This is a genomic window from uncultured Psychrobacter sp. (genome assembly GCF_947500265.1).
Lineage (GTDB): Bacteria > Pseudomonadota > Gammaproteobacteria > Pseudomonadales > Moraxellaceae > Psychrobacter.
On record NZ_CANMRN010000003.1, the window covers coordinates 476,159 to 501,092 of the forward strand.

The window sequence follows — 24,934 nt, forward strand, 5'->3', positions numbered from 1 at the left end:
AGTTAGACATCGTACTATTATGTATATTCGGTCGTGCAATTTTGGCTTTACTATAAATACTATCAAAAAGATATTAAGTCAAAAAACTTCGATGCTAGAAACCCTACAGGCTATTTTCTGAACTTTCAAATATCAGCTATCTGCGCTGATTACCAAGCCAAATAATAAGTATTTCATCAATAATTGCCATATCTGTAGCAGATGCGCTATCAAACTCACAAGGTATTATTTTACAGTGATTTATAGCCATTGACCAATTAATTGCACAGTAGCGCAATTATTGTCAGAAAATACCGTACTTGAGACTTGGTTAGTACAGTTTATACCAATATCCCTCTTAACGATTCTATAAAAGAAGCTATAGCTCTTACTATTTGAGCACGGTATCTAAAACGAATAAGCATAAAAAAACGGCGTGAAACTATTCCACACCGTTTTTAGAAAAATCTATTTTATCGATAATAACAAACAAGTTCCGAACGATTTAGCAAAAAATTCAGCATTCACTCGTACTATTGTCGTTAGATTAACGACGTAGACCTAACTGGCTGATTAGAGTAGTGTAACGACCAAGGTCTTTACCTTTTAAGTAATCAAGCAGTTTACGACGCGTGTTAACCATACGGATAAGACCGCGACGGCTATGATGGTCAGCTTTGTGTGCTTTAAAGTGGTTCTGCAAATCATTGATACGAGCACTCAACAAAGCTACTTGAACTTCTGGAGAACCAGTGTCATTTTCGCCACGTTGGTATTGAGCGATGATTTGTTCACGATCGGTATTAGTTAGCATAAATATCTCCGGCAATGCTAAAAACTTTAAAAACGGACTGCAATTTGAGTCAGTATTAAAGCAATAGAATAATAAATAAAATAACCTGTACGCCATTCAGGACAACCCTGCATTACTAGAGTTGACCTAGTGTACGACAAGCTCAGTTAACAACCATTTAATATGTTTTGAATCGTACATTGCATTTAGCTATAGCACTACTTAATCAAAGTAATGGGCTAACTACAGTACATCATTCAAAACCTAATTTAAATGTGGGGGTAATTATAACAAAAAACTGCTGAACTAGCAGCAGTTTTTCATAATACTTGTAAAGCGACATTTAATTTCTAGTAGCTAGTATTTGTTAGATAACTAGCTATTAACATCCTATCTAAGCAGACTATTTATTAACATCAGCTTCTTTCGCATTGCCGCCTAGTTCATCGTCTTCAAGAGGCGCAGCAGTAGTCACTTCCGCTAGACTGTCTGGAGCAGCATGCTCACGTGGATTGATTTCTTCTGCAAGCTTTTCAATCTCTTTTTCTTGCTCGTCCATATTGTTCGGTGAATTACTCATATTAGCTCCTGAATTATTATTTTGTGGACTAACTGTTGTTGCACTCATCGATCATAAGACGTGCAAACTATAAACATATCAATGCCACCTATTACAGGTGGCATATTAAAAACTTACTTGTCTTCTTTCGCGTTTTCTAAATTAGCTGCGATACGTTCTGCTGCTGCTTCGCTGTTTTCACTATGATTGTCTTCAGTTTGACTTTTAAGCGCTGCTTCTGCTGAATCAGAACGTTGTTGCTCAAGCTTAGTATCGTTTGGATTAGAATTTGACATAGTATCTTCCTTAGTTATGGTTATAAATGTTAGTTGTACAGAGTTAAGATTTAACAGTACTTAATTAAAATTTTTTAGTTAGAGTTCAAAATCCTAAGATAATGCTTTATCTATGGCATCAACAAAATTGGGTATATCATCTGGGTTACGCGAAGTAATAAGATTATCATCTACTTGTACTGTCTTATCTACGTAGTTTGCTCCAGCATTTTCTAAATCTATTTGCAAAGTAGGATAAGCGGTAAGGGTTTTGCCTTTAGCAATACCTATATTTATGAGAACCCAAGGAGCATGACAAATAACAGCTAATGGCTTGCCTGCTTCATTAATAGCATTGATAATTTTATGAGCCTTTTCGTTGCCACGAATAGTATCTGCGTTGACAGTACCGCCTGGTAAAACCAATGCATCATACTCAGAAACGTTAGCATCTTCTACAAAGATATCGGCAGTAAAAGTATCACTCTTATCTACGTCTTGCTGCATGGCTTGCACTTCTTTTTTATCATTTGTTGTTATGAGAAGTGTCTTGTAGCCTTTGTCTTTTAGCTGATTATTGACGTCTTCGTACTCTGCTTGTTCGAAGTGGTTATGTAGTAAAAAAGCGATCGTTTTCATAACTTTCCTTCTTCTTATCTATTAGTTTTTGTGAACCATTATATTTTTGTAAGCTAGTTTTATTATTATTTGGTATTACATTTTCCTTTGAACTATTTTATTTTTATTCAAATGCGTCCTTTCTGCATTACTTTTTTCTTCTAATTGGTTACTTTTAATTGGCTATTATTTTAATTATTTGCTTTATAGCAATTTTTTATTTTTATACTACTTATCCGTTTTGTTTTTTAGCTCAGCATTCCCTATCTGATGAATCTAGAGTACAAAAAAAACAGGTTTCACCATAGGCGAAACCTGCAATAAAATGTGACGGTATGTGATTAGTGTAAACTATTAGTAAATCAGGCCAATGTTAGGTGGTAGTTTCTCTATTTAAGTAACATTGATGAAAACGTTACTATTAGCGCTGAATCAATTTCTTAGGTTGTAAACGTCCGTTTAAGCTCACAGACCCCAAACCAAGAAACTCTCCCTGCTCGTTGAGTAAACGTATATCAACTGGTATTTCATGCTCTAGGAGCTGAGACGCATCAAGATCAGTATCAGCTTTACCATTGGTACTAGCGTCATCATCGATACCGACAGAACTATCATTAGACAGCTGGTTAGAAACCATATTAGCAACATAATCTTTGAGCTTACCTGTTAGCTCATCAAATACGTTTAAGCGCTGCCCCATATGTACACGGGCGCATTGTTCCTCTGTCAGCATCAGTTCAGCATCGATATCAATACAAGCGTCGATAGGCAGCAGCCAAGACTGACGCTCCTCTAAACCATGCTCTTCTAATGAAGATAGAGCGATCGCATCATCAATACTGAAGTTCCCTACTTGTGTACGGCGTAATGCCGTCAAATGTCCTAGCGTACCTAGCTGCTTCGCAATATCTTCCGCTAATACACGTACGTAAGTACCTTTCGTACAAGTAACCGTAAGATTAATCTGTTTATTATCTATCATCTGTAGATTGATTGCTTTAATCGTGATATCTCTAGGTGGTCTATCAACCTCAATGCCCGCACGGGCATATTCATACAGTTTTTTGCCATCTTTTTTTAGCGCTGAGTACATCGGTGGTATCTGCTGCTGAGCACCCAAAAACTGCTGGGCAATAGTCGCTAATGAGACTTCGTCGAATACTGGGATAGAAGCCTGCGTTACGATTTGGCCATCAGCATCACCAGTATCGGTTTGACTACCTAGCAAGATAGTCGCTTGATAAGATTTATCAGCATCCAGTTGATAATGGCTAAACTTGGTAGCTTCACCCAAGCAAATAGGCAATAAGCCAGTTGCCATCGGATCAAGCGTTCCTGTATGCCCTGCCTTTTTACTATCGTGTATCGGTGACTTAAATAAATACTTCACTTTTGACACGACTTGCTGCGAGGTCATACCTTTAGGTTTATCCACCAATATGACACCTGAAACTTTTACTTTTTCAGGCGTCATATTGGCTTGTTTATCAACTTGCTTAGACGCTATAGACATAATAATAATTTACTCGTCATTCTCGTTTTGCTCGGTTTTAGTCACGGCCTTGCTAATCAAATCCATCATGTAGTTACCACGAGCCGTTACTTCATCATAATGAAAACGTAGGCGCGGCGTAGTACGTGTCTTTAAGCTATGGCTTAATTCTGTACGCAAAAATCCTGCCGCTTTATTCAATACTTTGATGCTTTCTTCATGGTTGGTCTTGTTCATAGCATCATTGAGCTCAGGCTCCATGATAGTGACATAGACGTCCGCATAACCTAAATCTGGGCTAACTTTGACGCTAGAGATCGTGACAAAGCCTGTTAGACGAGGGTCATTGACTTCATCGCGAATAAGAACAGCAAGCTCACGCTGAATCTGATCCGACAATCTTTGTAAACGTTGGTTCATGTTATTACCTTACTTTAATGGGCTTATTTTATTACTGTATAAGTCTGCTGACTAATAGGTGTTGCACTGATATGTGCTAAAAAAGGCCTAGCAGGATGTACCTGTTAGGCCTAAGTACAGCTGAATATTAGCAAAGTATCTAAACAGCTCAGCGGGTTACGCATATTGCATTGATACATACTCTGCTATCGAACAACAGCTTTAGATAGTACGTGCGAACTCTTGGATTTCAAAGACTTCGATCTTATCGCCAGCTTCAACATCATAGCCACGAACGGCCAAACCACATTCCATACCAGTACGTACTTCATTAACGTCTTCTTTATAACGACGCAATGATTGCAATTGACCAGTAAAGATAACTTGGTCATCACGCAATACGCGGATAGGTTTGTTGCGATAGATTGTACCTTCGACCACCATACAACCAGCAGCAGCACCGAACTTACTAGAGCGGAATACTTCGCGAACGTCTGCGACACCAAGGATTTTCTCACGATGTTCAGGAGCAAGCATACCGCTCATTGCTGATTTAACATCATCGATCAAACCATAGATTACGCTATAGTAGCGAATATCCATGTTAGCAGTGTCTGCTTTACGGCGTGCGGTAGCATCTGCACGAACGTTGAAGCCTAATAATACCGCTTCACTAGATTCTGCAAGGGTTACGTCAGACTCAGAGATAGGACCAACGCCTGAACTAATCACTCTGACTTTTACTTCATCAGTAGACAATTCATTTAGGGCAGCTAGTAGTGCTTCAAGTGAACCACGTACGTCTGTTTTTAGTACGATATTCAAGAATGACACATCGCCTTGGCCCATCTGATCAAACATGCTTTCTAAACGCATGGCATTTTGACGCTCAAGTTGACGCTCACGCTCACGGTTAGTTCTGAAGTCCGCAACTTCACGAGCTTTTTTCTCATCCGTTACAACTAGGAACTCACTACCAGCAGCAGGTGTCTCAGGCAAACCTAAAATCTCTACAGGGATAGAAGGACCAGCTGATTTAATACGTTGGCCATGCTCGTCGGTCAATGCGCGAACTTTACCATAATGCTCACCAGCTAGAACCAAGTCGCCTTGTTTCAATGTACCTTTTTTCACTAGGACGCTAACGACAGGGCCACGACCTTTTTCAAGTCTTGACTCAATAACCACACCCTGAGCAGCACCGTCTAGTGGCGCTTCTAATTCCATTAGCTCAGCTTGTAAGCTAATGAATTCTAGTAGGTCTTCGATACCTTCGCCTGTTTTGGCTGAGATACGAGCCATTGGTGTATCGCCGCCCCATTCTTCTGAAACAACTTCTTTCGTCGTTAATTCATTAAGAACACGGTCAGGATCAGCACCTGGCTTATCCATTTTGTTGATAGCAACAATAATCGGCGTACCAGCTGCACGTGCATGATCAATGGCTTCTGCTGTTTGTGGCATCATGCCATCATCAGCTGCAACCACCAATACAACGATATCAGTCGCTTGAGCACCACGTGAACGCATTGCGCTAAACGCTGCGTGACCTGGAGTATCAAGGAAAGTAATAACACCGCGATCAGTTTTTACATGATAAGCACCGATATGCTGTGTAATGCCGCCCGCTTCGCCATTCGCAACTTTCGTTTCACGAATTTTATCTAGTAGTGAGGTCTTACCATGATCGACGTGACCCATGATAGTCACTACTGGTGGACGAGTCTGGATGTTACTACTACGCTCATCAACTGCGTACTGTAAGTCATCTTCAACTTTAGTATCACTAACTGGTACTGGGTTGTGGCCCATTTCTTCAACAAGCAAGCTTGCGGTTGCTTGATCAATCGTATCTGACTCACGAGCCATTTCACCCATTTTCATAAGTAATTTGGTTACTTCGCGAGCTTTAACTGCCATGCGCTGCGCAAGATCGGCAACTGAAATTTGCTCACTAATCTCGACATCATAGACGATTTTTTCGACAGGTTTTTCAAACTTATGCTGTGATGCCTGAGTTGAACGCAAACCGTTTTTGCGGTTTTTGATTTCGCGCTCATCTTGGTTTTTACGACGACGACCACGAGTACCAGTACTGTTCGAACCGCGTTTGATTTCGCGACGCTCTTTTTCGAAAGACTCTTCTAGTGCATCACCGACCAAACCTTCAGCCAATGGCTCATCTTTACGTACTTCAGTAACAGGCTCACGGTCTGTATATTTACCAGCCATTTTACGCATTTGCTCAAGTGTACGCTTTTGCGCTTCTTCAGCTTGTGTACGGCGGGTTTCTAATTCGATTTCACGCAGACGCGCTTCTTCTTTCTCACGAGTCTCGCGAGCTTTACGTTCAGCAGCGGTTTCAACTTTAGGCTTAGTTGCAGCAACTTTCTTCTTCGGCTGCTCTTTAGGCTTAACTTCAGCAGTTGCTTTACCGCCCTTTTTGACAACAACTGATGTAGAAATATCATCGTTTTTGTCGTCTGATTTTTTGCTAGAGCCTAAGCTTGCACGCATCGCTGCTAGCGTTGCTGCTTGACGCTCTTCCGCTTTTTTCTTAGTAGCGGCGCGTTCTTCAGCTTCTTTTGCTGCACGTTCTTGAGACTCAATCAGAGCCTGCTCACGAGCGGCTAGCTCTTCAGCCATTTTTTCTGGATCAGGCTTTTCGAATACTTTCTTTTTACGCACTTCTACGTTGACGCTCTTAGATTTACCAGAAGAGCCGGTCACACGTGCAGTACTGGTCGTCTTAGATTTAAGACTAATACGACGCTTTTCTTGTTGACCATGACTTTGCTTTAAATACGTCACCAGCTTTTCTTGCTCAAGCTCGGTGACTAGGTCATCCTCTGCGCGAGCAGGCAGGCCAGCATCTACTAATTGCTGCTTTACAGCATCTGTAGTTTTGCCTACCATTTCTGCCAGTTCTTTGACGGTCTTATCTGCCATTTATTATCACCTACTGTCTATTATTTGCTATATGTTCAATTCAGTTGTTGGCTACAAATGATTGGGTTAAGGCTGATACTTATAAATAGATATCAGCGCTTTATTCTCAATAGCATATCACCAAAAGACAGCGATATGCAGTTACCGCTTATTCATCGAACCAAGATTCCCGAGCTTTCATGATGAGTTTTCCTGCAGTTTCAGAGTCTAATCCTTCGATATCTTCTAGATCGAAGACGGCTTGTTCTGCCAAGTCATCAACAGTAATGATGTCTTTTTGCGCCATTTTATAAGCCCAACTGACTGTCATACCTTCAAGCTCTTGAAGCTCTTGACTTGGCTCTTTCATGTTCTGTTGTTTGACCAGTTCATCAGCGATGACAACTTCTTTAGCACGCTCTTGAATCATATCAATCGCTTCATCGTCTAGACCTTCGATATCATAGAAAGTCTCAACTGGTACATAGGCCACCTCTTCGATACTGGTAAAACCAATATCAACCAATGCCTGTGCTAAATCTTTATCTACTTCTAGGCGCTCATAGAATAATTCAATAAACGCTTTCGATTCGTTTTGTTGACGTTGCTGATACTCTTCTTCGAGCATCATATTAAGCTTATAGCCCGTCAATTCAGACGCTAGACGTACGTTTTGACCTTGTGAGCCAATAGCACGCGCCAATTGATCATTGGTGCTAAAGATAATATCTGCTGTTTGAGTATCTTCATCTAAAATGATACTGCTTACGTCAGCAGGCTCTAGAGAGCTAATGATGAACTGGGCAGGATCATCTGACCATACCACCACATCAATACGCTCACCGTCTAGCTCTTGCTGTACTGCTTGGATACGTGTACCACGCATACCAATACAAGCACCAACTGGATCAATACGATGATCGTTAGTCTTCACGGCTATTTTAGCACGAGTACCTGGCAGACGAGCGACGTTACGAATTTCGATAATTTGTTCTGCAATCTCAGGCACTTCTTTTTGCATCAATGCTGATAGCATTTCAGGATGCGTGCGAGATAACAATAACTGTGCACCGCGGTTTTCACGGTTCACATGGTACAAAATAGCGTTAATACGCGATTTTGCACGGAGTTGTTCGCGTGGCAACATCTGATCACGTGACAAGTAACCTTCGGCATTGTCACCCAAATCTATGATATAGCCATCACGAGTCTGTTTTTTGACTTCGCCATACATCATCTCACCAACACGCGGCTCGAAAGCATCTGCAACTAGTGCACGCTCAGCTTCACGAATCTTTTGGATGATGACCTGTTTGGCTTGAGTAGCAGCAATACGACCAAATTCGATTGATTCAATTTGCTCTTCTTTAATATCACCAATTGACCATTCTTCTTGATCAAGATCTGTGATAGCAAGCTGACAAGCTGGCATTTCATGGTCTTCATCTGCAACCACTGTCCAGTAACGATAAGTATCGTAATCGCCAGTTGCACGGTCGATCGCTACCCGTACAGCCACTTCAGGCTGCTCGGTATATACTTTCTTCTTAGTCGATACCACTAAAGCGTCTTCAATTGCTTCAAAGATATCTTCAGGATTTAAGCCCTTTTCATTACTGACAGTTTCTACTACCGTTAAGATTTCACGACTCATGCTATACCTGTCCTATCATTTTTTAATTGACTTAAATTTTATAATTTGGGTGCTGCTATTATAGAGTTGCTATAAGCCACATAAGCTATTGGAAGATAAAACTGTCTATTTATAAACAGTTACCCTAGTAAAAATCTAGGCATCTTCATAAATCAAATTGGCTTTATCAATATTACTTAATGCAATCTCAAACTGCTCGCCATCACTTGACGTCAGTTTTAAAGAGTTTTCATCAATACTATCTAAAGTACCTGTGGCTTTACGACGTTTTTGATCGCCTGTACCGATAGCTTGAATCAGACGCAAGCTCACAGTTTGACCAACATACGCATGCATTTGCTCATCTGAGAAAAACGCACGATCAAAACCAGGTGAAGATACTTCTAAGATGTACTCACCAGCGATAGGATCATGAACTTCTAAGATACCGCTTACTTGGTGGTTTACTGCCGCGCAGTCTTCAATCGTTACTTGTTTATCTTGGGCTTGCTCTTCTGGCAATGCCTCAATATAGATACGTAGTAAAGAGCGACGACCTTGTGGCGCAAACTCGATACCCCATAATGACACATCACAAGCGGCCACGGCAGGGGCAATAATATTAGTCAGTTCTGCAACTTTAGTCGAAAGCTTCATAATCTCTTTGTATTTTCCTATTCACTTATCTATCGTACTTAGTAAACCGTATTAAAAATGAACTCTTATCTATATATAACAATCTTATGATGATAAGAATTACGGTCAGTATATAATTTTAAATCACAAATATATGATACATATTGTGCATTTATATAAGGACGAGCGTAAAAAACATCAAGCTCGGCCAAACAATGCTTTTATTATTTATAAAGCACTACTATCGATAAAAGTATGTGGAATAAAAGATAGTGTTGCTTAAGAAGCATCGTGCCGGTAGCGGCCGATGATGACCAGTGACGAGTAATATCGTACTCTATAGACTTAGAGCTTAGCATAAGTAGGATAGATACCGCGATAACACTGACCTTCAGATACAAAAAAACCCACAAACATAATGGTGGGCTAATCGGTACTGACAAATTTAGTATACAAAACATCAGTATAAAAAGTGGTAGCGGGGGCTGGATTTGAACCAACGACCTTCGGGTTATGAGCCCGACGAGCTACCAGACTGCTCCACCCCGCATCAATCTAGAACGCATATTATAGGGAGGTTTAATAGAAGTGTCAATACTTTTTTTAAATTAATTATAAAATAAGTATTATCTGCTGAAAATCCAACCTGACGCTATGCTGCGTCTGTAAAACTTGGTGCGATTGGGGGGACTTGAACCCCCACAGCTTTCGCCACCACCCCCTCAAGATGGCGTGTCTACCATTCCACCACAATCGCATTGTACTGCTCTGTCTCTATCATCCAATCTATAATCAATGATGCTTAAGGTAGGCACCTATAGAACAGGAGTTGCGAAAACAGGAAAGCATTGTAAATCTAACCTACCAAAATAGCAAGCGCTGCCTACTTAAAAGAGGCTTACTCAGGATTTTGAGTCAATGGACGTGGCGTTTGCGGTGCTGAAACTGGCGCATCTAGACGAAACTGATCTTCTGCTTGCTTACGCGCATGAACAGCAAGTGTCATACTAGTAATAAAAAATATGACCGTTAATACTGCCGTAGCACGCGTCAAGAAGTTAGCAGTTCCTGCTGCGCCAAATACTGTACCTGACGAACCGGCACCAAAAGAAGCTCCAGCGTCTGCCCCTTTACCATGCTGTATCAGAATCAAGCCGATCATGGCAATGGCCACAATAATATGCAGGGCTAATATAAACGTAAACATGGTGGCCTCTTTTGCCGCGTAATGACGACTAATAACGGAAAATAAAACGTAAGGTTAATAGAATGACAATCGGCATAATCAAATGCCAAATCGACTATATAAATAAGGCGCATTGTACACGATTGCAAGGGCAGTGTTAAACCTACTTTTACTAACCGATAAAACCATACTCTCTATCAGCTATGATCTTGATATCTGAGCGTTATTTATTCATTTAAGCATTGGCTTGGTTAAATGCATCGGCAATCGCTAGAAAGCTCTCTGCTTTTAATGAAGCACCGCCTACTAATGCGCCATCAATCATAGCGTCAGAAGCAAAACTATTGGCATTATCAGCATTAACACTACCGCCATACAGCACGGTAATCGTATCTGTTATATCAGCAAAGCTTGCAACCGTCTGCTTGATGTACTGATGAGTCTTACTCACTTCTGCTACAGTAGGCACTTTACCTGTACCAATCGCCCATACAGGTTCGTAAGCGATGAGCAGCTTTTTAGATAACGATGATGCTAAATCTGGCTGCTGAGTCAGTAAGTCCTTAATAACCGAGAGTTGCTCATTGATAACATCGAGTGTTTGACCATTATCATACTGTTCTTGTGTTTCGCCGATGCAAAACACTACGCCTAAGTTCTGGGAAAACGCGTGAGACAATTTGCTTATCAGGCAATCATGAGACTCTTTGTGATATTGGCGACGCTCAGAGTGACCAAGTAGCGTCCAAGTAGCACCTGCATCTGCTACCTGCTGTGCTGAACAGTCACCAGTATAGGCTCCTGTACTTGCACTATAAGTACTAACGTCTTGCGATGCACAGAGTATTGAGCTATCTGCTAAACGCGTGCTCACTGTATTTAAATGAACACAACTGGGCGCTACCATTAATTTACAGCGGTTTTTTGACGCCTGCGAGTTGGCTTGTTCTTCAGTATTAACTTTAGTCAATAAGTCGTCCAATAGTGCATTGACAGCACTGTTAGTCGCAGGATTCTGTTTCCAATTGCCAATTACCCAAGCTTGCATACTTATTTACCTTGTCTCATGTATTCATGCCAATTCGGCTAATATGCGCGTCAGTATAACAAATAATTCGTAAGTGCTATAGTAGCGTGCCACCATGAGCAGAATCACTTCTGCAAACTTATCTACAGACAATACATCAATAGACCGTTATTTTTACGAGCTAGTCGTCTAATGGTATATATAATTTTTTCAAACTAAAGTAAAGTTCTATACTACAGAGTTTATAAAATCAATATTGTTGTTGGTTCTATATATAGATATGCAGGTAGATAAGATAAACAAAGCAAGACAGTTATAGCGAGTTATCAACTAGAAACAACAAGTATATAGCGTGCAATACCAAGCAAGTCTACAGAATATTTTGTATCAAAGGAGAGGTTATAATGTCTATCGCAACCAGTAAGTACGGCGGTCTAGCGCAGCAACTGATTAGCGACGGTGTCGTTAGTGAAGCGAATATGAAGACGGCACAAATTGAATCGCAACAGCAGCAAATAGGATTGGTACCCTATCTAGTAGACAACAAATTGGCCGATGCTTATCAACTTGCCCAAATGCTATCCCAAGCTTTCGGCGACCCTCTATTCGATCTTGATGCATTAAATGTTGATGTTATTCCAAAAGACTTGGTTGATGAAAAAATCGTTCGCAAGTTTAATGCCTTACCACTCTTTAAACGAGGACAACGTCTATTTGTCGCACTAAGTGATCCCACACGCGTTGATGCTATTGATGCAATTGCCTTTAATTCTCGACTGTCGATAGAAACCATTGTTGTCGAAGAAAATAAGCTCAAAAAGCGTATCGAAAGCGCATACGCAGATACGATGCAGAGCTTTGATAGCTTCTCTGACAGTGATTTAAATGTTGGCTTTGAAGACGGTGACGAAGATAAAGAGAATGACGAAACTAAGCTGAACGACGGCGTTGATGAAGCACCTGTCGTAAAATTCGTCAATAAAATGCTAGTCGATGCTATCCGTATGGGTGCTTCTGATTTACATTTCGAGCCATACGAAAAGTCTTTTAGGGTACGATTTCGTGTCGATGGCGTCATGCAAAAAATGGCTAACCCACCGGTTCAACTTGCAAATAAAATTGCAGCACGCTTAAAAGTCATGTCTCAGATGGACATCTCAGAGCGCCGGGTACCGCAAGATGGGCGTATTAAACTAAAAATTTCTAAGAATAAAGCGATTGATTTTCGGGTAAACTCATTACCGACGTTATTCGGTGAAAAGCTTGTTTTGCGTATCCTTGACCCATCCTCAGCCATGTTAGGTATTGATGCATTGGGGTATGAACCAGATCAGCAGGAAATGTTTCTAGAGGCGTTACACAAACCGCAAGGCATGTTGCTTATCACTGGTCCTACTGGTTCTGGTAAGACGGTCTCCCTTTACACTGGTATCAACATCTTAAATACTGGCGCAACCAATATTTCAACGGCTGAAGATCCAGTCGAAATTAACCTTGAAGGAATCAACCAAGTCAACGTTAACGCCAAAGTTGGTCTAACGTTTGCCAATGCGCTCAAGTCTTTTTTACGTCAAGATCCTGATATTGTCATGGTCGGTGAGATTCGTGACCTTGAGACTGCTGAGATCGCTATTAAGGCAGCGCAGACAGGTCATATGGTTCTTTCTACCTTGCATACTAACTCGGCACCTGAAACATTAACGCGTCTACGTAACATGGGTGTTGCCTCTTTTAACATTGCCACATCAGTCAACCTAGTTATTGCCCAACGATTGGCACGACGTCTCTGTAAGAACTGTAAAAAACCTATTAGCATACCGCGTCAGAGCTTATTAGAGATTGGTTTTACTGATACTGATCTAGATAACACTGATAATGTCATTTATGAACCAGTCGGCTGTAATGAATGCCGTGAAGGTTATAAAGGCCGTGTAGGTATCTATGAGGTGATGAAAGTGAGCCCTGATATTTCACGCATTATTATGGAAGATGGTAACGCAATAGATATCAAAGACGCTGCCATTAAAAATGGTTTTCGCGATTTGCGTCGTTCTGGGATTTTAAAAGTGTTGCAAGGAGTCACAAGTATTCAAGAAATGATGCGGGTGACTTCTGAATAATAAATAAAATTCATATTATAAGTCTTAGTACTCCAACTATTAGTTGGTAACTGATTCATAAACCAGCAATGTTCTTTATCAGATACTTTTAAAAATAAAACAGATATACACTGGTTTTTTACGCTAAAATAAAGTATGCCTGACTAGTATCTTAAGTCTGGTATTCTATTGTAAATTTACAATATATATTGGACCATTTTGAGGGCAGTAACATGGCAAAAGCTAAGACCGATATGTTGTTAGATTTTGTTTACGACGGTGTGAATCGACGCGGACAGAAAGTTAAGGGCGAAACTACCAGTCGTAGTTTAGAACTGGCAAAAGCGACCCTACGTAAACAAGGTATCACGGTTAAAGGGATTAAGAAAAAACCAAAACCACTTTATACCTTCAAAAAAGCTATTAAAGCCATTGATATTGCTATTTTTGCTCGGCAATTAGCAACAATGATGAAAGCGGGCGTACCATTAACCCAGTCTTTTGAAATCGTCGCCGACTCCCTTGATAATCCAAGTATGAAAGACTTAGTACTGCAAATTAAAGCAGATATTGAGGCAGGTGGTACCTTTGCTTCTGCACTGCGTAAACATCCGCGCTATTTTGACGATTTATTCTGCTCCCTCGTCGAATCTGGTGAACAATCAGGTGCACTTGAGACGATGCTTGAACGAGTAGCTACTTACAAGGAAAAGAGTGAGCTTCTAAAAGCAAAAATCAAAAAGGCGATGAAGTATCCTATTGCCGTTATCGTGGTTGCTATCATTGTTACTATGATTCTACTGATAAAAGTAGTACCTGTATTCTCTGACTTATTTAGTTCATTTGGTGCAGAACTACCCGCCTTTACTCAAATGGTTGTTGGCATGTCCGAATGGATGCAGGCATGGTGGTTCATCTTGATTATTGTTATCGGCGGTACAATCATCGGCTTTTCAGAAGCTAAAAAAAGATCTAAAAAATTCCGTGACTTTTTAGATCGGGCTACGCTAAAAGCTCCGATATTTGGCAACATTGCCTATCAAGCGATTATTGCACGTTTTTCTCGTACGCTATCTACGACTTTTGCCGCTGGTGTACCACTTATTGATGCACTAGACTCTACTGCTGGGGCGACTAACAATGTTGTATTTTACAATGCAACTCAACAGATCAAAAATGACGTATCTACTGGCCAGCAATTACAGTTTTCCATACGCTCGACCAACCTATTCCCGAGCCTAGTTATTCAAATGGTTGGTATTGGCGAAGAGTCTGGTAGCTTAGAAGAAATGCTAGATAAAGTAGCCGTCTACTACGAAAACGAAGTTGATAACGCTGTTGATGGATTGACCAGCTTAATGGAACCGTTAATTATGGCAGTATTAGGTGTATTAGTTGGTGGCCTAGTCATCGCAATGTACTTGCCAATCTTCCAAATGGGCTCAGTAGTAGGATAATTATTTGATGCAATTTATACAGTTACTACAAGAGAACATTACCCTAGCTTTATTCGTATTTGGCCTATTAGGTCTTTGTGTTGGCAGTTTTTTAAATGTTGTGATTCATCGCATACCGCTGATGATGGTGTATGGTTGGAGACAAGAGTGTAGCCAGTTTATGTCTGAACAGGCAGATATACCACGCGAGCATACGCTACCTATAGCAAATATTGTCGCTACTGACCAACCGATCACCCTAAGTCGCCCTGCTTCACGCTGCCCTCATTGCGCACATAAAATTAAGTGGTATGAAAACATCCCTTTAATAAGTTGGCTATTACTACGCGGACGCTGTTCAAATTGCAAAGCCGCTATCGGTCTACGTTATCCTCTCGTTGAGCTAGTCACTGCCCTCCTGTCCGTATTAGTAATATATAAGTTTGGGGTAAATGCTACAGGCTTGTCCGCATTGGTTTTAGTATGGACACTGGTTGCTCTAACAGGTATCGACTTTGACACACAGCTACTACCTGATCGTCTAACTTTTCCTTTAGCAGGCTTAGGATTGGCGGTAAACTCACAAAGTTGGTTTGTCACACCAACACAGTCGATATGGGGATTACTACTTGGGTTTTTATCGCTATGGATAGTAGTCAAGGTATTTTACTTAATAACTAAAAAACATGGAATGGGTCAAGGGGATTTTAAATTACTAGCAGTATTAGGTGCTTGGCTCGGACCTATGATGTTACCTTTGATTATTCTACTATCATCTTTACTCGGCTCTATCGTTGGGCTGATCTTGATGAAAAAACAGGGTGAAAGCCGACCTTTTGCTTTCGGGCCTTATATCGCTATTGCAGGTATCGTTGCCTTATTATATGGCTCAGATATCGTCAGCTGGTATCTCGGTATGTATGTCTAATAACTGACAGCGTACATTAGATTATTGTAGTAAATTTCCGGCAGTGACTCATAAATAAAGCCTCAAAAGGCCGATTGTGAGTTTAAAGCCGCATTCATTGTTCTATCTGTCAGATAAGCCATTATTATGTCAAAAAATACATCGCATTCTTATTCACACCAGCCACAAGCCACGCAACCAAAAAGCAAGAAGCTTGTGGTTGGTTTGACGGGTGGTATCGGTAGTGGCAAATCTGCCGCTAGTGCTTGGTTTGCTGAGCAAGGCATCGATATTATTGATGCAGACGTGATCGCCCATGAGATTGTCGCTAAAGGTAGCGCCACTCTGCAGAAAATTCAGAAAAAATTTGGTGATTGGATATTGACGGATGATGGTGTCATGGATAGGGCGGCAGTACGCACACACGTATTTGCAAATCCTGAAGCGCTGATTGAGCTTGAGGCTATCACTCACCCAGCGATACGTGAGACAGCAAAAGCACAGCTAGATGCTAGTACTTCACCGTATATAATCTTGTCTGCGCCCCTACTTATAGAGGCGGCAGAAGCAGGACTGGCCAATTTATGTCAACGTATTTTAGTCATGGATGCGACCGAAGATACGCAGCTTGCGCGTGCCAGTCAGCGTGATGATCAAAGCATACAAAAGATTAAAGCCATTATGACCAATCAGCTTAGTCGTGAAGAGCGTAACCGTCATGCAGACAATGTCATACTCAATGAGAGCGACCTTGCCTCTCTATATCTACAGTTAGAACCCTTGCACCAAGAGTACCTTACGCTTGCCCAGCAGCTAAAGTTCGCTGACGATTAACCTCGTACAACGCCATGCCAGTAGCAACACTCACGTTTAGGCTCTGTAGATTACCATGCTCGTTTCCTGACATTGGAATATAAACCAACTCATCACAGCTCTCCATTGTCAGGCGACGCATACCCTCTCCTTCTGAACCCATAATGATAGCGGTCTTGCCAGTTAGGTCAGCGGCATGTATTGGCTTAGCCTCTTCACTAAGTGCCGTACCAAATACAAAAACGCCTGCATTTTTGATTTGCGATAACGTGCGTGCCAAGTTCGTCACGCTGACGATCGGCATCATCTCTGCTGCGCCAACTGATACTTTAGCGACTGTTGGCGTTAGGCTCGCTGCATGGTGTTTTGGACAAACCACTGCATCCACACCCATAGCCACTGCGGTACGTAGGCAGGCGCCAAAGTTATGTGCATCAGTAATTTGATCTAGTACCAATAATAAGCACTGTTCACGGCCAATAATAGTATCAAGCAAACCTTCATCAGCGAAACCTAACGGACGAGCATTGAGCACCACGCCTTGATGCTGCGGACTGCCACATAATTGCGTTAGCTTGTCTTTTTGGGTTGGTTGAATGCTAATGCCGTTTGCTTCCGCTTCGGCTATGATAGCTTGTACATGACTGTCACTCTCACGCCCTTGCTGCACAAACAAGCTAAGGCCATCAAGAGGACGATGTTCAAGTAACGCATCAATGGCATGAATGCCGTAAAAATAAATGGGTTTTGCCATAATAGGCCTACTAAATATAAAGTGGATATCGCACTAGGCGACGGGATAAAAGAGGATAACGTCGGCTTTAAATGTCATAGCTCATTGATTATGAGAGAACAGTAAACCAAACGTCAAAAAAGAAATAAACAATACCAATCCGATATTGTTTATTTTCTCGAAACACTAATGTGTGATAGAACAGGCGCTAGAATAATAAAGCTCAAGCGCCCTATTAATAATATCAGCCTTCTAGATGACAGACATATTGAACAATTTCTTCAGTACGTAGGTTAAAACCGCTATTGCCTTCAACGACAAATGATTGACCTGCACGGTAGTAGCTGAATTCATCGTCACCATTAATTTTCACTTCACACTCACCACTGGTGATTTCAATACGCTCAGAGGTATTAGTGCTAAAGTGATAATGCTCAACCAAGTTGTCACAAGGTAAGATCACGCCTAGCGTTTTATGGCGACCATCCTCAAACATAATGGTATGGCTTGAGCAGCGACCATCATAAGATACTGTCGCTTGGGCATTAACTGTTACGTTAGTAAATTGCGCCGCTGTCATAGTGGCTTCCTTATCAAATAATTATGGCAAAACTAAAAAATAAGTAACGGGTTAAAGTACTGACAGAGTTGCACTAGGCTTCAAATACGCGACCAGTAAGCAAACACGCCTGCTTTAGATACTTTATCCCTCTATAGTAGATATCTGCGCGCTAAAGGTAGCCACAGGTTCTATGAAAACGCTTTTGAATAATGATTGAGTGGCATATTTTCACCACTATACGCCTACAATTTTACGAAATTATGACTCGTTATTAGGTTGCATCGCGCATCAAACTCATAAGAAGAGTTTATCATTATGTGAGATTATGCTACCACATTATATCTATAAAGTTTGTTAAAGCGGCTAGGAAAATTCTATTTGATAGCAAGTATCCACCCACTCATTTAATATTCTTTTGATGTTTTTCTAGGCGGATGCTAGGCCACTAACTTAGATATATTTTTATCATTATCAGTCAAAACACCTCTTTGCATACTATGCTTATCTTTAGATATCCAATGACCCTAATGGTTAATATTATAGGTATTATGTTGATGATTTATTGTCAGTTTTTGATAGTTTTATGGTAATCTCCCAATAATAAATTCTGTTATACCTCGTCTTAAAGTTTGTATTTACGCACATTTAACACCATACTATTTGCCTACAATATTTATCTAATTAGCAAATTTAAATAGATATTTTCACTTCCTTATTTACCCTATTTATAGATGGCTTCCTAAGATTTATATGATGTCCATTGTCTGTCCTGAGAGGCGTTGATGCTAGTATCGTTAACTTTACATCAGTTTGCGTTGATTGCTCAGCATGAGCTGAGCGTGGCTGAAGGTTTTAATGTCATCACTGGTGAAACAGGTGCTGGCAAGTCGTTATTGCTAGATGCACTATCACTATGTGTCGGTGAGCGAGCAGACAGTGCGATGGTCAGGCATGGCGCTGCGCATGCGGATATCTACGCTCAATTCGATGTAGAAAATAACAGTGTCGTCGCTGAGTGGTTTACCAAAAATGAGCGACCGCTAGAAGAGCCTGAAGTACTTATTCGTCGACAATTAAGCAATACTGGCCGCTCAAAAGCATGGCTAAATGGTTCACCGGTTAGCTTAGCGGAGCTAAAGAGTTTAGGGGCTTTACTAGTCAATATACATAGCCAACATGCTCAGCAAGCATTGCTCAAGCCGCAATTTGTGGTGCAATGGCTTGATGAGATGGCACAGATAACACCGCTAGCCATCCAAACTGCCAGTAGCCATCAATCCTATCAGCAGCTCAAACGTCGCGCAGATGACATCGCGAGCCGCGAAGCCCAGCGTCAAGATCGTATTCAGTTGTTGCAGAGCCAATTAGCAGATATTGCGCCGTTATTGGCTGTAGACTACGCAGAAGTTGAATCTGAACACGAAGAGCTCTCCAATATTGAAGCCTTAATGCAAGAGGCCAGTCATGGTCTGCATTTGCTCGATAATGATACCGATGAGCCAGACGTCATGACCTTGCTCGGACAAGCGATCAAACTCTGTGACAACCAAGTAAGCGTCAGTCAAACGTTTGAACAAGCTTCTGAACAGCTCCATCTAGCTCAGCAACAAATTACTGAGGTGACTGCCCTGCTATCAGATTATGCCGAACAGCAGCTACCTGACCCTGAACGCCTGCAAACACTAGACAACCTAATCAGCTTGGGACATCGTTTGTCACGTAAGCACAGCTTGCCAGCGAATGACTTAATTAATGAGGCAAAAGGTTGGGAAGCGCAATTAGAGCAGCTAGAGAACGAGCCAAGCAGTGATGCAATGGCAGCGCAAATTGAGCAGGCTTGGCAAGACTATCTCGCTCTGGCGACACAGTTAAATAAAGAGCGTACGAAAGCTGCCCCGATAATTAGTAAGCAACTCATCAAACAACTACAACCGCTTGCGCTACCCAATGCTCGCTGTGAATTTGTCTTTACCAAAAAAACCGAACCTAGTCAGTACAATGCCCAAGGTTGTTTCGATATTGATTTATTATTCAGCGCCAATGTCGGTATGCCAATGCAGCCCCTACATAAAATCGCCTCAGGTGGTGAACTGTCACGTATGGCGCTCGTGATGCAAGTACTACAAGCGACCAATGCTGATAACAACGCCGCCAAACCTATGTTGGTATTTGATGAGGTCGATGTCGGTATCAGTGGCGGTACTGCGCAAGTGGTTGGCGAGCTGCTACGCTCACTTGGGCAAACACAGCAATTGCTAGCCATCACACACCAAGCACAAGTCGCAGCGCAAGCGCATCAACATATCTTGGTACAAAAGCACCATCAAGAACAGACCGAAAGCGAGCTACTCATACTGACCGACAGTGCGCAAGTAGACGAGCTGGCGCGTATGTCTGGTGGTGTCATTATCACTGATGTCACGCGCGATCATGCCCGCAGCTTATTATCCGATGTTAAATAACGCTTACCTGACCTATCTAACGTTAAATAATCATTCGTTTTCATCAAAACGGATGGTTATTTGAATCTATATGATCGTCAGCAGCAATTGGTGTGAATCTTGCTTTTCTATTGATTATCACCATATAGTGGTCTTTCACCCTTATTATTAGGTTGCGTTTGTTTCTATGTCTAAAACCAATTTGACCCATCATTTTTTGATTGCAGCACCAGAGCTGTCAGACCCAAGGTTTGAGCAGGCACTTATATATATTTGCCGTCATGACAAGCACGGTGCCCTAGGTCTGATGGTCAATCGTCCGCTTGAGCAATCTCGCGTAGGTAAGCTGCTAGAAGATTTAGATATTGAAGTGACCAATCCGCAGGTGATGGAAGATGTGGCATTAGAAGGCGGCCCTATGTATCCTGAGGTCGGCTTTGTGCTGCATACTGGTCAGCCAGAATGGGCCTCTTCTTTTGCTATTTCAGAGAACGTTTGCATCACAACTAGCCAAGATATTCTAAAGCGTATTGCCGCAGGGCAAGGTGTTGGTCACTATCAGCTGTGTCTAGGTCATGCCAGCTGGGGCAAAAAACAGCTAGACCAAGAGCTGAGTAATGGTGACTGGTTAGTCTGCCCTGCCGATCTGAATTTATTATTTGATACACCGTTTGAAGAACGCTGGCAAATCGCAGCCGACAAAATCGGAGTCAATTTCGACTATCTTAGTAGTGACATAGGTCATGCGTAATATCATACGCTCTGCAAATTTAGATAAAGACATAAAGGACACCCATTACTATGGTAGATAGCACTTTTACAGCCAGTAGCACAGACGCTATAGATAATGACATTGAAAGTGGATTTGATACTCTCGATAGCAATAGCACTGCTGAAACTATCGAGCCAGAAGTAAAGCCGCATCTTATCTTGGCGCTAGATTACGGCGTCAAAAAGATGGGGATGGCGCTCGGTAATACCATCACACAGACGGCGCGTGCCTTTGATATTTTGGCAATGAATAACGGTCAGCCAGATTGGGATAACTTAATTGGTATCATCAAAGTCTGGGGCGTGGCGCAAGTCGTGGTTGGTCTACCGCTTAATATGGATGGCACTAGCTCTATGCTCTCAAAACGAGCGCACAAATTCGCTCGTCGTCTGGCCCATAGAGTGATGGAGCAACATTTGCCAGTGATCGTATCACTGTGTGATGAGCGGCTGACTTCAATCGAAGCAAGAGAAATCGCATGGGACAATGGTTGGATTAAAAACGAACGCGACCCAATCGATGATATCTCCGCTTGTATTCTGATGTCGACCTATTTTGCTGATCCTAATAGCAGTATCGCTATCGATGCAATCAAAGCAGAATAAAGCAGCCAAATAGGTAAAAGACACGTGTGCGGCTATAATGTCACTTCGATACATCATACCTCTCAACGGATAAATGACTGATTACTATGACCACTGTCTCAGACCAACCCTCGCAACATAAGTCACAGCATGGTTTTGCTCCGCTTGCTATTGCCCGTATTAAAGGCGCCCAACGTGCCAACCAAATAGCGATTTATCTCATTTATGCGGCTATTTTTGCATTTGTGGTCTTTGGCACGATTGCTAGTATCAAAGCTTTCCATGATAACCAGCTACTTTATCAGCTATTTTACAACTTACCCTATGCCTTAGTAGCCCTCACGATACCCATTACTATTTATGATGCGTTGGTCGTTTATCGTTATCGCTTAAATCAACCATCGATGATTGCCATGAGTATTGGTGTATCAACCCTTATATTGGTTGGCGGATTAATTTTTGCCGATACTGCATGGTTAGGACTATCTTGTTGGCTAGGTGTGGCATTTTTATTTAAAGTAAGTTTTAAGCGATTTTTCAACTTTTTAGAAGTAGCTGATGTACCTGATGCCGACGAAGAGGCTGAAAGTATTGAAGCGTAGACGATCTACAAAGTACGTCGCAATAAGCACTTAAGCAAACTACTCATCCTCAAATTCACTTATTTAGCGTTACGATAATGACTATGACCACTTCGATACCAGACACGCCTATCCACCATCACTTAGATACTCAAGGGCTGATCTGTCCTGAGCCCGTCATGATGCTACATCGCGTCATTCGCAAAGCAGATGGCGGTGAAGTGATTGAGATATTGGCGACAGATCCTGCTACCACGCGCGACATTCCAAATTTCTGTCGTCATTTGGGTCATGAGCTAATCGGTCAAGAAACATTGGCTGAAAACGTGAGCTTAGATGCTGACCCTGATGAAATCACCATCGATAGCGATGACGATACGCCTGCAAGCGTGACACTATATCGCTATCTGGTTAAGAAAAAAATGGCATGATAAGTTTGATGTTATATTCATAACTGTCTGTCATTGCTAACTTAACCCCTACCTGAGTATCGTCCTATGAGCCGTGATCGTGCCGTGCAACAGCGCCAACCTAAAGCATTGGCGGTCGATGATGAGCCAGCTTATATGACTGAGTTTCGTCAAGCCATGCTGGCACGCGGTTTAGCGACGCGTACTCGCAATGCGTATATCCGTGACCTACGCTCTTGCGAGCTGACCAATCCTATAGCCCTGACACGTTGGCAGCCTGATGATGTGCTGCATTGTCTGTCACTGCTTGCTCAAGAAGGCAAAACCCCACGTACCCAAGCACGCATGCTCTCAAGCTTACGTCAGTTTTATCTATGGATGATTGCCAGTAATCTGCGTGAAGATAATCCTTGTGAGCGTATCAAAAGCCCAAAGCTCGGACGTCCGCTGCCAAAAGACTTAGCCGAGGCGGATGTCGATAATCTACTTGCCGCACCTGATACCAGCACCGCGCTTGGTCTCCGTGATAAAGCTATGCTAGAAGTTTTATATGCCTGCGGTCTGCGTGTCAGCGAATTGATTAACCTCTCCTTAGAGCAAGTGAATCTAAACTCAGGCTGGCTACAAATCACGGGGAAAGGGAATAAAACGCGACTGGTGCCCCTCGGCGAGTATGCAGCGGATGCATTGGAAGATTACCTGTCCCATGGGCGTGGAGATTTGATTGCTCATTTGAAGTCAGGCAATTGCCAAGCGGTATTTTTGACGGCACAAGGTGGCTATATGACTCGGCAGAACTTTTGGTATCTACTTAAGAAGTACGCCAAAGTTGCCAGTATCGATAAAGAATTATCCCCGCATACGCTACGTCACGCCTTTGCCACGCATTTGCTCAATCACGGTGCAGACTTGCGTAGTGTGCAGTTATTGCTAGGACATAGCGATTTGTCCACCACGCAAATCTATACTCATGTAGCAACGGCGAGATTGCAGAAATTACATGCCGAGCATCATCCACGTGGGTAGCCTTGCCATATGGGCAGCATTGAAATCTAATATTATTGATGATTGTAAAAGGAATATATCGTGTCGCAAGCTCAACCATCTGCCTTATCAAAGAGTCAAAACACTGCACTCAGAAACCTTACTATCATGGGTTATTTAGAAGGTACTTCCTTTCTATTGTTACTTGGTATCGCGATGCCACTCAAATATATGTTCGATATTCCAGAAGCGGTGAGCTATGTCGGTCCAGTGCATGGGGTATTATTCGTTGCCTATGTCATGGTATTAATCATCACCGCGAGCAGAATAAAAATGCCACTGTGGGCACTACCTGCTGGTGTGCTCGGCTCGTTTTTACCATTTGGGCCATTTATATTTGATTATTTACTTAAGAAGAGTTTGGGAAAATAAAATTAAAAATCCTGATGACTCAAATTTATACTTGGATAACGAAAACGAGATTGTAGAGCATAATCTGAAATCGAAAGGTTAAAGTATCTTAAACTTTTCCTCATGAAGCAAACCAAAACCTATCAACCTAATTCTAATAACACTTTTTGAAACGTTAAAATGTCGAGCTAGCTTACTAATCATGTTATTAGCTACAATTTTATTTTCAGGCTGGCTATCTAGATAAATCCAGAACACGCCTCTCTGCTTTAACCCTAACTCAGAATATATTTTCGAAAAAACTTTCGCTAGCTGATTTTTTGGAACCAGTAAACAGCTCGCTAGATAGTTTGCTTGAAATTCAAGCTTAGCAATTATAGAGTTATCCAAAACCTCTAGATTAGCTAAATCGCTTTCTTCTAGTGAATCTCTACTGAGATACTGACCATGTCCTAATATAATATGGGACATTTCATGTGCAAGAGTAAATCGGTCTCTTTTTATATCTTCAACTTCTTTCTTATATATAAAAATTTCGTTGCTTTCAAAATCCACTCTACCAAGTAGATTGTTCTCATGTACAGAAGGAATAATGTCTATATAGTCAATCCAAAATAAAAGAAGTACAACCCATATTATGAAATAGTTTAGGTAGATTATTCTCCATCCAACCTTG

At 41.7% G+C, this 24,934-nt stretch carries 25 protein-coding genes and 2 tRNA genes; 11 read left to right on the forward strand and 16 right to left on the reverse strand.

The window, feature by feature from the left end:
* Positions 1–526 precede the first annotated feature (526 nt).
* From rpsO to tpiA, 13 genes are all read right to left on the reverse strand, one after another.
* Complete coding sequence (gene rpsO / locus Q0788_RS06905) at positions 527–793, reverse strand: 30S ribosomal protein S15 (RefSeq protein WP_045443035.1); 267 nt, start codon at positions 791–793, stop codon at positions 527–529.
* Positions 794–1,175: 382 nt separating this feature from the next.
* Positions 1,176–1,352, reverse strand: coding sequence for a hypothetical protein (locus Q0788_RS06910; RefSeq protein WP_298808979.1), 177 nt, complete (start codon positions 1,350–1,352; stop codon positions 1,176–1,178).
* A 113-nt stretch (positions 1,353–1,465) separates the two neighbouring features.
* Entirely contained in the window at positions 1,466–1,627 is a 162-nt protein-coding gene (locus Q0788_RS06915) for a hypothetical protein (RefSeq protein WP_185156577.1), read from the reverse strand.
* 93 nt (positions 1,628–1,720) lie between these two features.
* Complete coding sequence (locus tag Q0788_RS06920; RefSeq protein ID WP_298808983.1) at positions 1,721–2,245, reverse strand: type 1 glutamine amidotransferase domain-containing protein; 525 nt, start codon at positions 2,243–2,245, stop codon at positions 1,721–1,723.
* A 400-nt stretch (positions 2,246–2,645) separates the two neighbouring features.
* Positions 2,646–3,737: a tRNA pseudouridine(55) synthase TruB gene (truB, locus tag Q0788_RS06925; protein ID WP_298808985.1), complete on the reverse strand. Its 1,092-nt coding sequence runs from the start codon at positions 3,735–3,737 to the stop codon at positions 2,646–2,648.
* A 9-nt stretch (positions 3,738–3,746) separates the two neighbouring features.
* Entirely contained in the window at positions 3,747–4,136 is a 390-nt protein-coding gene (locus Q0788_RS06930) for a ribosome-binding factor A (RefSeq protein ID WP_102078739.1), read from the reverse strand.
* A 201-nt stretch (positions 4,137–4,337) separates the two neighbouring features.
* Positions 4,338–7,064, reverse strand: a complete 2,727-nt coding sequence (infB, locus tag Q0788_RS06935) for a translation initiation factor IF-2 (protein WP_057757754.1) — start codon at positions 7,062–7,064, stop codon at positions 4,338–4,340.
* 148 nt (positions 7,065–7,212) lie between these two features.
* A complete protein-coding gene (gene nusA, locus Q0788_RS06940; RefSeq protein ID WP_057757751.1) occupies positions 7,213–8,697 on the reverse strand; it encodes a transcription termination factor NusA in 1,485 nt (494 codons plus the stop codon).
* Between the two features lie 135 nt (positions 8,698–8,832).
* Complete coding sequence (gene rimP, locus Q0788_RS06945) at positions 8,833–9,333, reverse strand: ribosome maturation factor RimP (RefSeq protein ID WP_057757748.1); 501 nt, start codon at positions 9,331–9,333, stop codon at positions 8,833–8,835.
* Between the two features lie 452 nt (positions 9,334–9,785).
* A tRNA-Met gene (locus Q0788_RS06950) sits at positions 9,786–9,862 on the reverse strand.
* A gap of 123 nt (positions 9,863–9,985) precedes the next feature.
* Positions 9,986–10,069 (reverse strand) — tRNA-Leu (locus Q0788_RS06955).
* A gap of 141 nt (positions 10,070–10,210) precedes the next feature.
* Positions 10,211–10,519: a preprotein translocase subunit SecG gene (gene secG / locus Q0788_RS06960; RefSeq protein WP_021814138.1), complete on the reverse strand. Its 309-nt coding sequence runs from the start codon at positions 10,517–10,519 to the stop codon at positions 10,211–10,213.
* Between the two features lie 214 nt (positions 10,520–10,733).
* Complete coding sequence (gene tpiA, locus Q0788_RS06965; RefSeq protein ID WP_298808988.1) at positions 10,734–11,546, reverse strand: triose-phosphate isomerase; 813 nt, start codon at positions 11,544–11,546, stop codon at positions 10,734–10,736.
* Positions 11,547–11,929: 383 nt separating this feature from the next.
* Between tpiA and pilB the strand changes: the two genes are divergently transcribed.
* The 4 genes from pilB (at position 11,930) to coaE (ending at position 16,801) form a co-directional block, all read left to right on the forward strand.
* Positions 11,930–13,645, forward strand: a complete 1,716-nt coding sequence (pilB, locus tag Q0788_RS06970) for a type IV-A pilus assembly ATPase PilB (protein WP_298808990.1) — start codon at positions 11,930–11,932, stop codon at positions 13,643–13,645.
* A 212-nt stretch (positions 13,646–13,857) separates the two neighbouring features.
* Complete coding sequence (locus Q0788_RS06975; RefSeq protein ID WP_298808993.1) at positions 13,858–15,081, forward strand: type II secretion system F family protein; 1,224 nt, start codon at positions 13,858–13,860, stop codon at positions 15,079–15,081.
* Between the two features lie 7 nt (positions 15,082–15,088).
* Positions 15,089–15,988 carry an A24 family peptidase gene (locus tag Q0788_RS06980; RefSeq protein ID WP_298809051.1) on the forward strand — a complete coding sequence of 300 codons (900 nt, stop codon included), beginning with the start codon at positions 15,089–15,091 and terminating at the stop codon, positions 15,986–15,988.
* Positions 15,989–16,114: 126 nt separating this feature from the next.
* Complete coding sequence (gene coaE, locus Q0788_RS06985) at positions 16,115–16,801, forward strand: dephospho-CoA kinase (RefSeq protein WP_298808995.1); 687 nt, start codon at positions 16,115–16,117, stop codon at positions 16,799–16,801.
* On the opposite strand, the gene rlmB is transcribed toward coaE, so the two are convergent.
* Together rlmB and Q0788_RS06995 are read right to left on the reverse strand one after the other, a co-directional pair.
* Positions 16,764–17,534, reverse strand: a complete 771-nt coding sequence (gene rlmB, locus Q0788_RS06990) for a 23S rRNA (guanosine(2251)-2'-O)-methyltransferase RlmB (RefSeq protein WP_298808997.1) — start codon at positions 17,532–17,534, stop codon at positions 16,764–16,766. The two genes, coaE and rlmB, sit on opposite strands and share 38 nt — an antisense overlap.
* Positions 17,535–17,757: 223 nt before the next feature.
* Complete coding sequence (locus tag Q0788_RS06995; RefSeq protein ID WP_057757729.1) at positions 17,758–18,093, reverse strand: pyrimidine/purine nucleoside phosphorylase; 336 nt, start codon at positions 18,091–18,093, stop codon at positions 17,758–17,760.
* A gap of 764 nt (positions 18,094–18,857) precedes the next feature.
* Between Q0788_RS06995 and recN the strand changes: the two genes are divergently transcribed.
* The 7 genes from recN (at position 18,858) to Q0788_RS07030 (ending at position 24,279) form a co-directional block, all read left to right on the forward strand.
* Positions 18,858–20,537: a DNA repair protein RecN gene (recN, locus tag Q0788_RS07000; RefSeq protein WP_298809000.1), complete on the forward strand. Its 1,680-nt coding sequence runs from the start codon at positions 18,858–18,860 to the stop codon at positions 20,535–20,537.
* Positions 20,538–20,703: 166 nt separating this feature from the next.
* On the forward strand, positions 20,704–21,267 hold the full coding sequence (locus Q0788_RS07005; RefSeq protein WP_101204671.1) for a YqgE/AlgH family protein: 564 nt from the start codon (positions 20,704–20,706) through the stop codon (positions 21,265–21,267).
* 50 nt (positions 21,268–21,317) lie between these two features.
* Complete coding sequence (gene ruvX, locus Q0788_RS07010; protein ID WP_298809003.1) at positions 21,318–21,893, forward strand: Holliday junction resolvase RuvX; 576 nt, start codon at positions 21,318–21,320, stop codon at positions 21,891–21,893.
* An 86-nt stretch (positions 21,894–21,979) separates the two neighbouring features.
* A complete protein-coding gene (locus Q0788_RS07015; protein WP_298809005.1) occupies positions 21,980–22,474 on the forward strand; it encodes a hypothetical protein in 495 nt (164 codons plus the stop codon).
* A gap of 83 nt (positions 22,475–22,557) precedes the next feature.
* Positions 22,558–22,884: a sulfurtransferase TusA gene (gene tusA, locus Q0788_RS07020; RefSeq protein ID WP_114701432.1), complete on the forward strand. Its 327-nt coding sequence runs from the start codon at positions 22,558–22,560 to the stop codon at positions 22,882–22,884.
* A 66-nt stretch (positions 22,885–22,950) separates the two neighbouring features.
* Positions 22,951–23,889 carry a site-specific tyrosine recombinase XerD gene (gene xerD, locus Q0788_RS07025; RefSeq protein ID WP_298809008.1) on the forward strand — a complete coding sequence of 313 codons (939 nt, stop codon included), beginning with the start codon at positions 22,951–22,953 and terminating at the stop codon, positions 23,887–23,889.
* Between the two features lie 60 nt (positions 23,890–23,949).
* Positions 23,950–24,279: a DUF3817 domain-containing protein gene (locus tag Q0788_RS07030; protein WP_298809011.1), complete on the forward strand. Its 330-nt coding sequence runs from the start codon at positions 23,950–23,952 to the stop codon at positions 24,277–24,279.
* Positions 24,280–24,357: 78 nt separating this feature from the next.
* Here the strand turns inward: Q0788_RS07030 and Q0788_RS07035 are convergent.
* The coding region (locus Q0788_RS07035) for an ImmA/IrrE family metallo-endopeptidase (RefSeq protein ID WP_298809013.1) at positions 24,358–24,934 on the reverse strand (577 nt) is incomplete at its 5' end.

Bases quoted from the DNA above. Each gene is read 5' to 3' on its own strand.
- rpsO (WP_045443035.1), bottom strand. From the start codon at position 793: ATGCTAACTAATACCGATCGTGAACAAATCATCGCTCAATACCAACGT.
- Q0788_RS06910 (WP_298808979.1), bottom strand. From the start codon at position 1,352: ATGAGTAATTCACCGAACAATATGGACGAGCAAGAAAAAGAGATTGAA.
- Q0788_RS06915 (WP_185156577.1), bottom strand. From the start codon at position 1,627: ATGTCAAATTCTAATCCAAACGATACTAAGCTTGAGCAACAACGTTCT.
- Q0788_RS06920 (WP_298808983.1), bottom strand. From the start codon at position 2,245: ATGAAAACGATCGCTTTTTTACTACATAACCACTTCGAACAAGCAGAG.
- truB (WP_298808985.1), bottom strand. From the start codon at position 3,737: ATGTCTATAGCGTCTAAGCAAGTTGATAAACAAGCCAATATGACGCCT.
- Q0788_RS06930 (WP_102078739.1), bottom strand. From the start codon at position 4,136: ATGAACCAACGTTTACAAAGATTGTCGGATCAGATTCAGCGTGAGCTT.
- infB (WP_057757754.1), bottom strand. From the start codon at position 7,064: ATGGCAGATAAGACCGTCAAAGAACTGGCAGAAATGGTAGGCAAAACT.
- nusA (WP_057757751.1), bottom strand. From the start codon at position 8,697: ATGAGTCGTGAAATCTTAACGGTAGTAGAAACTGTCAGTAATGAAAAG.
- rimP (WP_057757748.1), bottom strand. From the start codon at position 9,333: ATGAAGCTTTCGACTAAAGTTGCAGAACTGACTAATATTATTGCCCCT.
- secG (WP_021814138.1), bottom strand. From the start codon at position 10,519: ATGTTTACGTTTATATTAGCCCTGCATATTATTGTGGCCATTGCCATG.
- tpiA (WP_298808988.1), bottom strand. From the start codon at position 11,546: ATGCAAGCTTGGGTAATTGGCAATTGGAAACAGAATCCTGCGACTAAC.
- pilB (WP_298808990.1), top strand. From the start codon at position 11,930: ATGTCTATCGCAACCAGTAAGTACGGCGGTCTAGCGCAGCAACTGATT.
- Q0788_RS06975 (WP_298808993.1), top strand. From the start codon at position 13,858: ATGGCAAAAGCTAAGACCGATATGTTGTTAGATTTTGTTTACGACGGT.
- Q0788_RS06980 (WP_298809051.1), top strand. From the start codon at position 15,089: ATGCAATTTATACAGTTACTACAAGAGAACATTACCCTAGCTTTATTC.
- coaE (WP_298808995.1), top strand. From the start codon at position 16,115: ATGTCAAAAAATACATCGCATTCTTATTCACACCAGCCACAAGCCACG.
- rlmB (WP_298808997.1), bottom strand. From the start codon at position 17,534: ATGGCAAAACCCATTTATTTTTACGGCATTCATGCCATTGATGCGTTA.
- Q0788_RS06995 (WP_057757729.1), bottom strand. From the start codon at position 18,093: ATGACAGCGGCGCAATTTACTAACGTAACAGTTAATGCCCAAGCGACA.
- recN (WP_298809000.1), top strand. From the start codon at position 18,858: ATGCTAGTATCGTTAACTTTACATCAGTTTGCGTTGATTGCTCAGCAT.
- Q0788_RS07005 (WP_101204671.1), top strand. From the start codon at position 20,704: ATGTCTAAAACCAATTTGACCCATCATTTTTTGATTGCAGCACCAGAG.
- ruvX (WP_298809003.1), top strand. From the start codon at position 21,318: ATGGTAGATAGCACTTTTACAGCCAGTAGCACAGACGCTATAGATAAT.
- Q0788_RS07015 (WP_298809005.1), top strand. From the start codon at position 21,980: ATGACCACTGTCTCAGACCAACCCTCGCAACATAAGTCACAGCATGGT.
- tusA (WP_114701432.1), top strand. From the start codon at position 22,558: ATGACCACTTCGATACCAGACACGCCTATCCACCATCACTTAGATACT.
- xerD (WP_298809008.1), top strand. From the start codon at position 22,951: ATGAGCCGTGATCGTGCCGTGCAACAGCGCCAACCTAAAGCATTGGCG.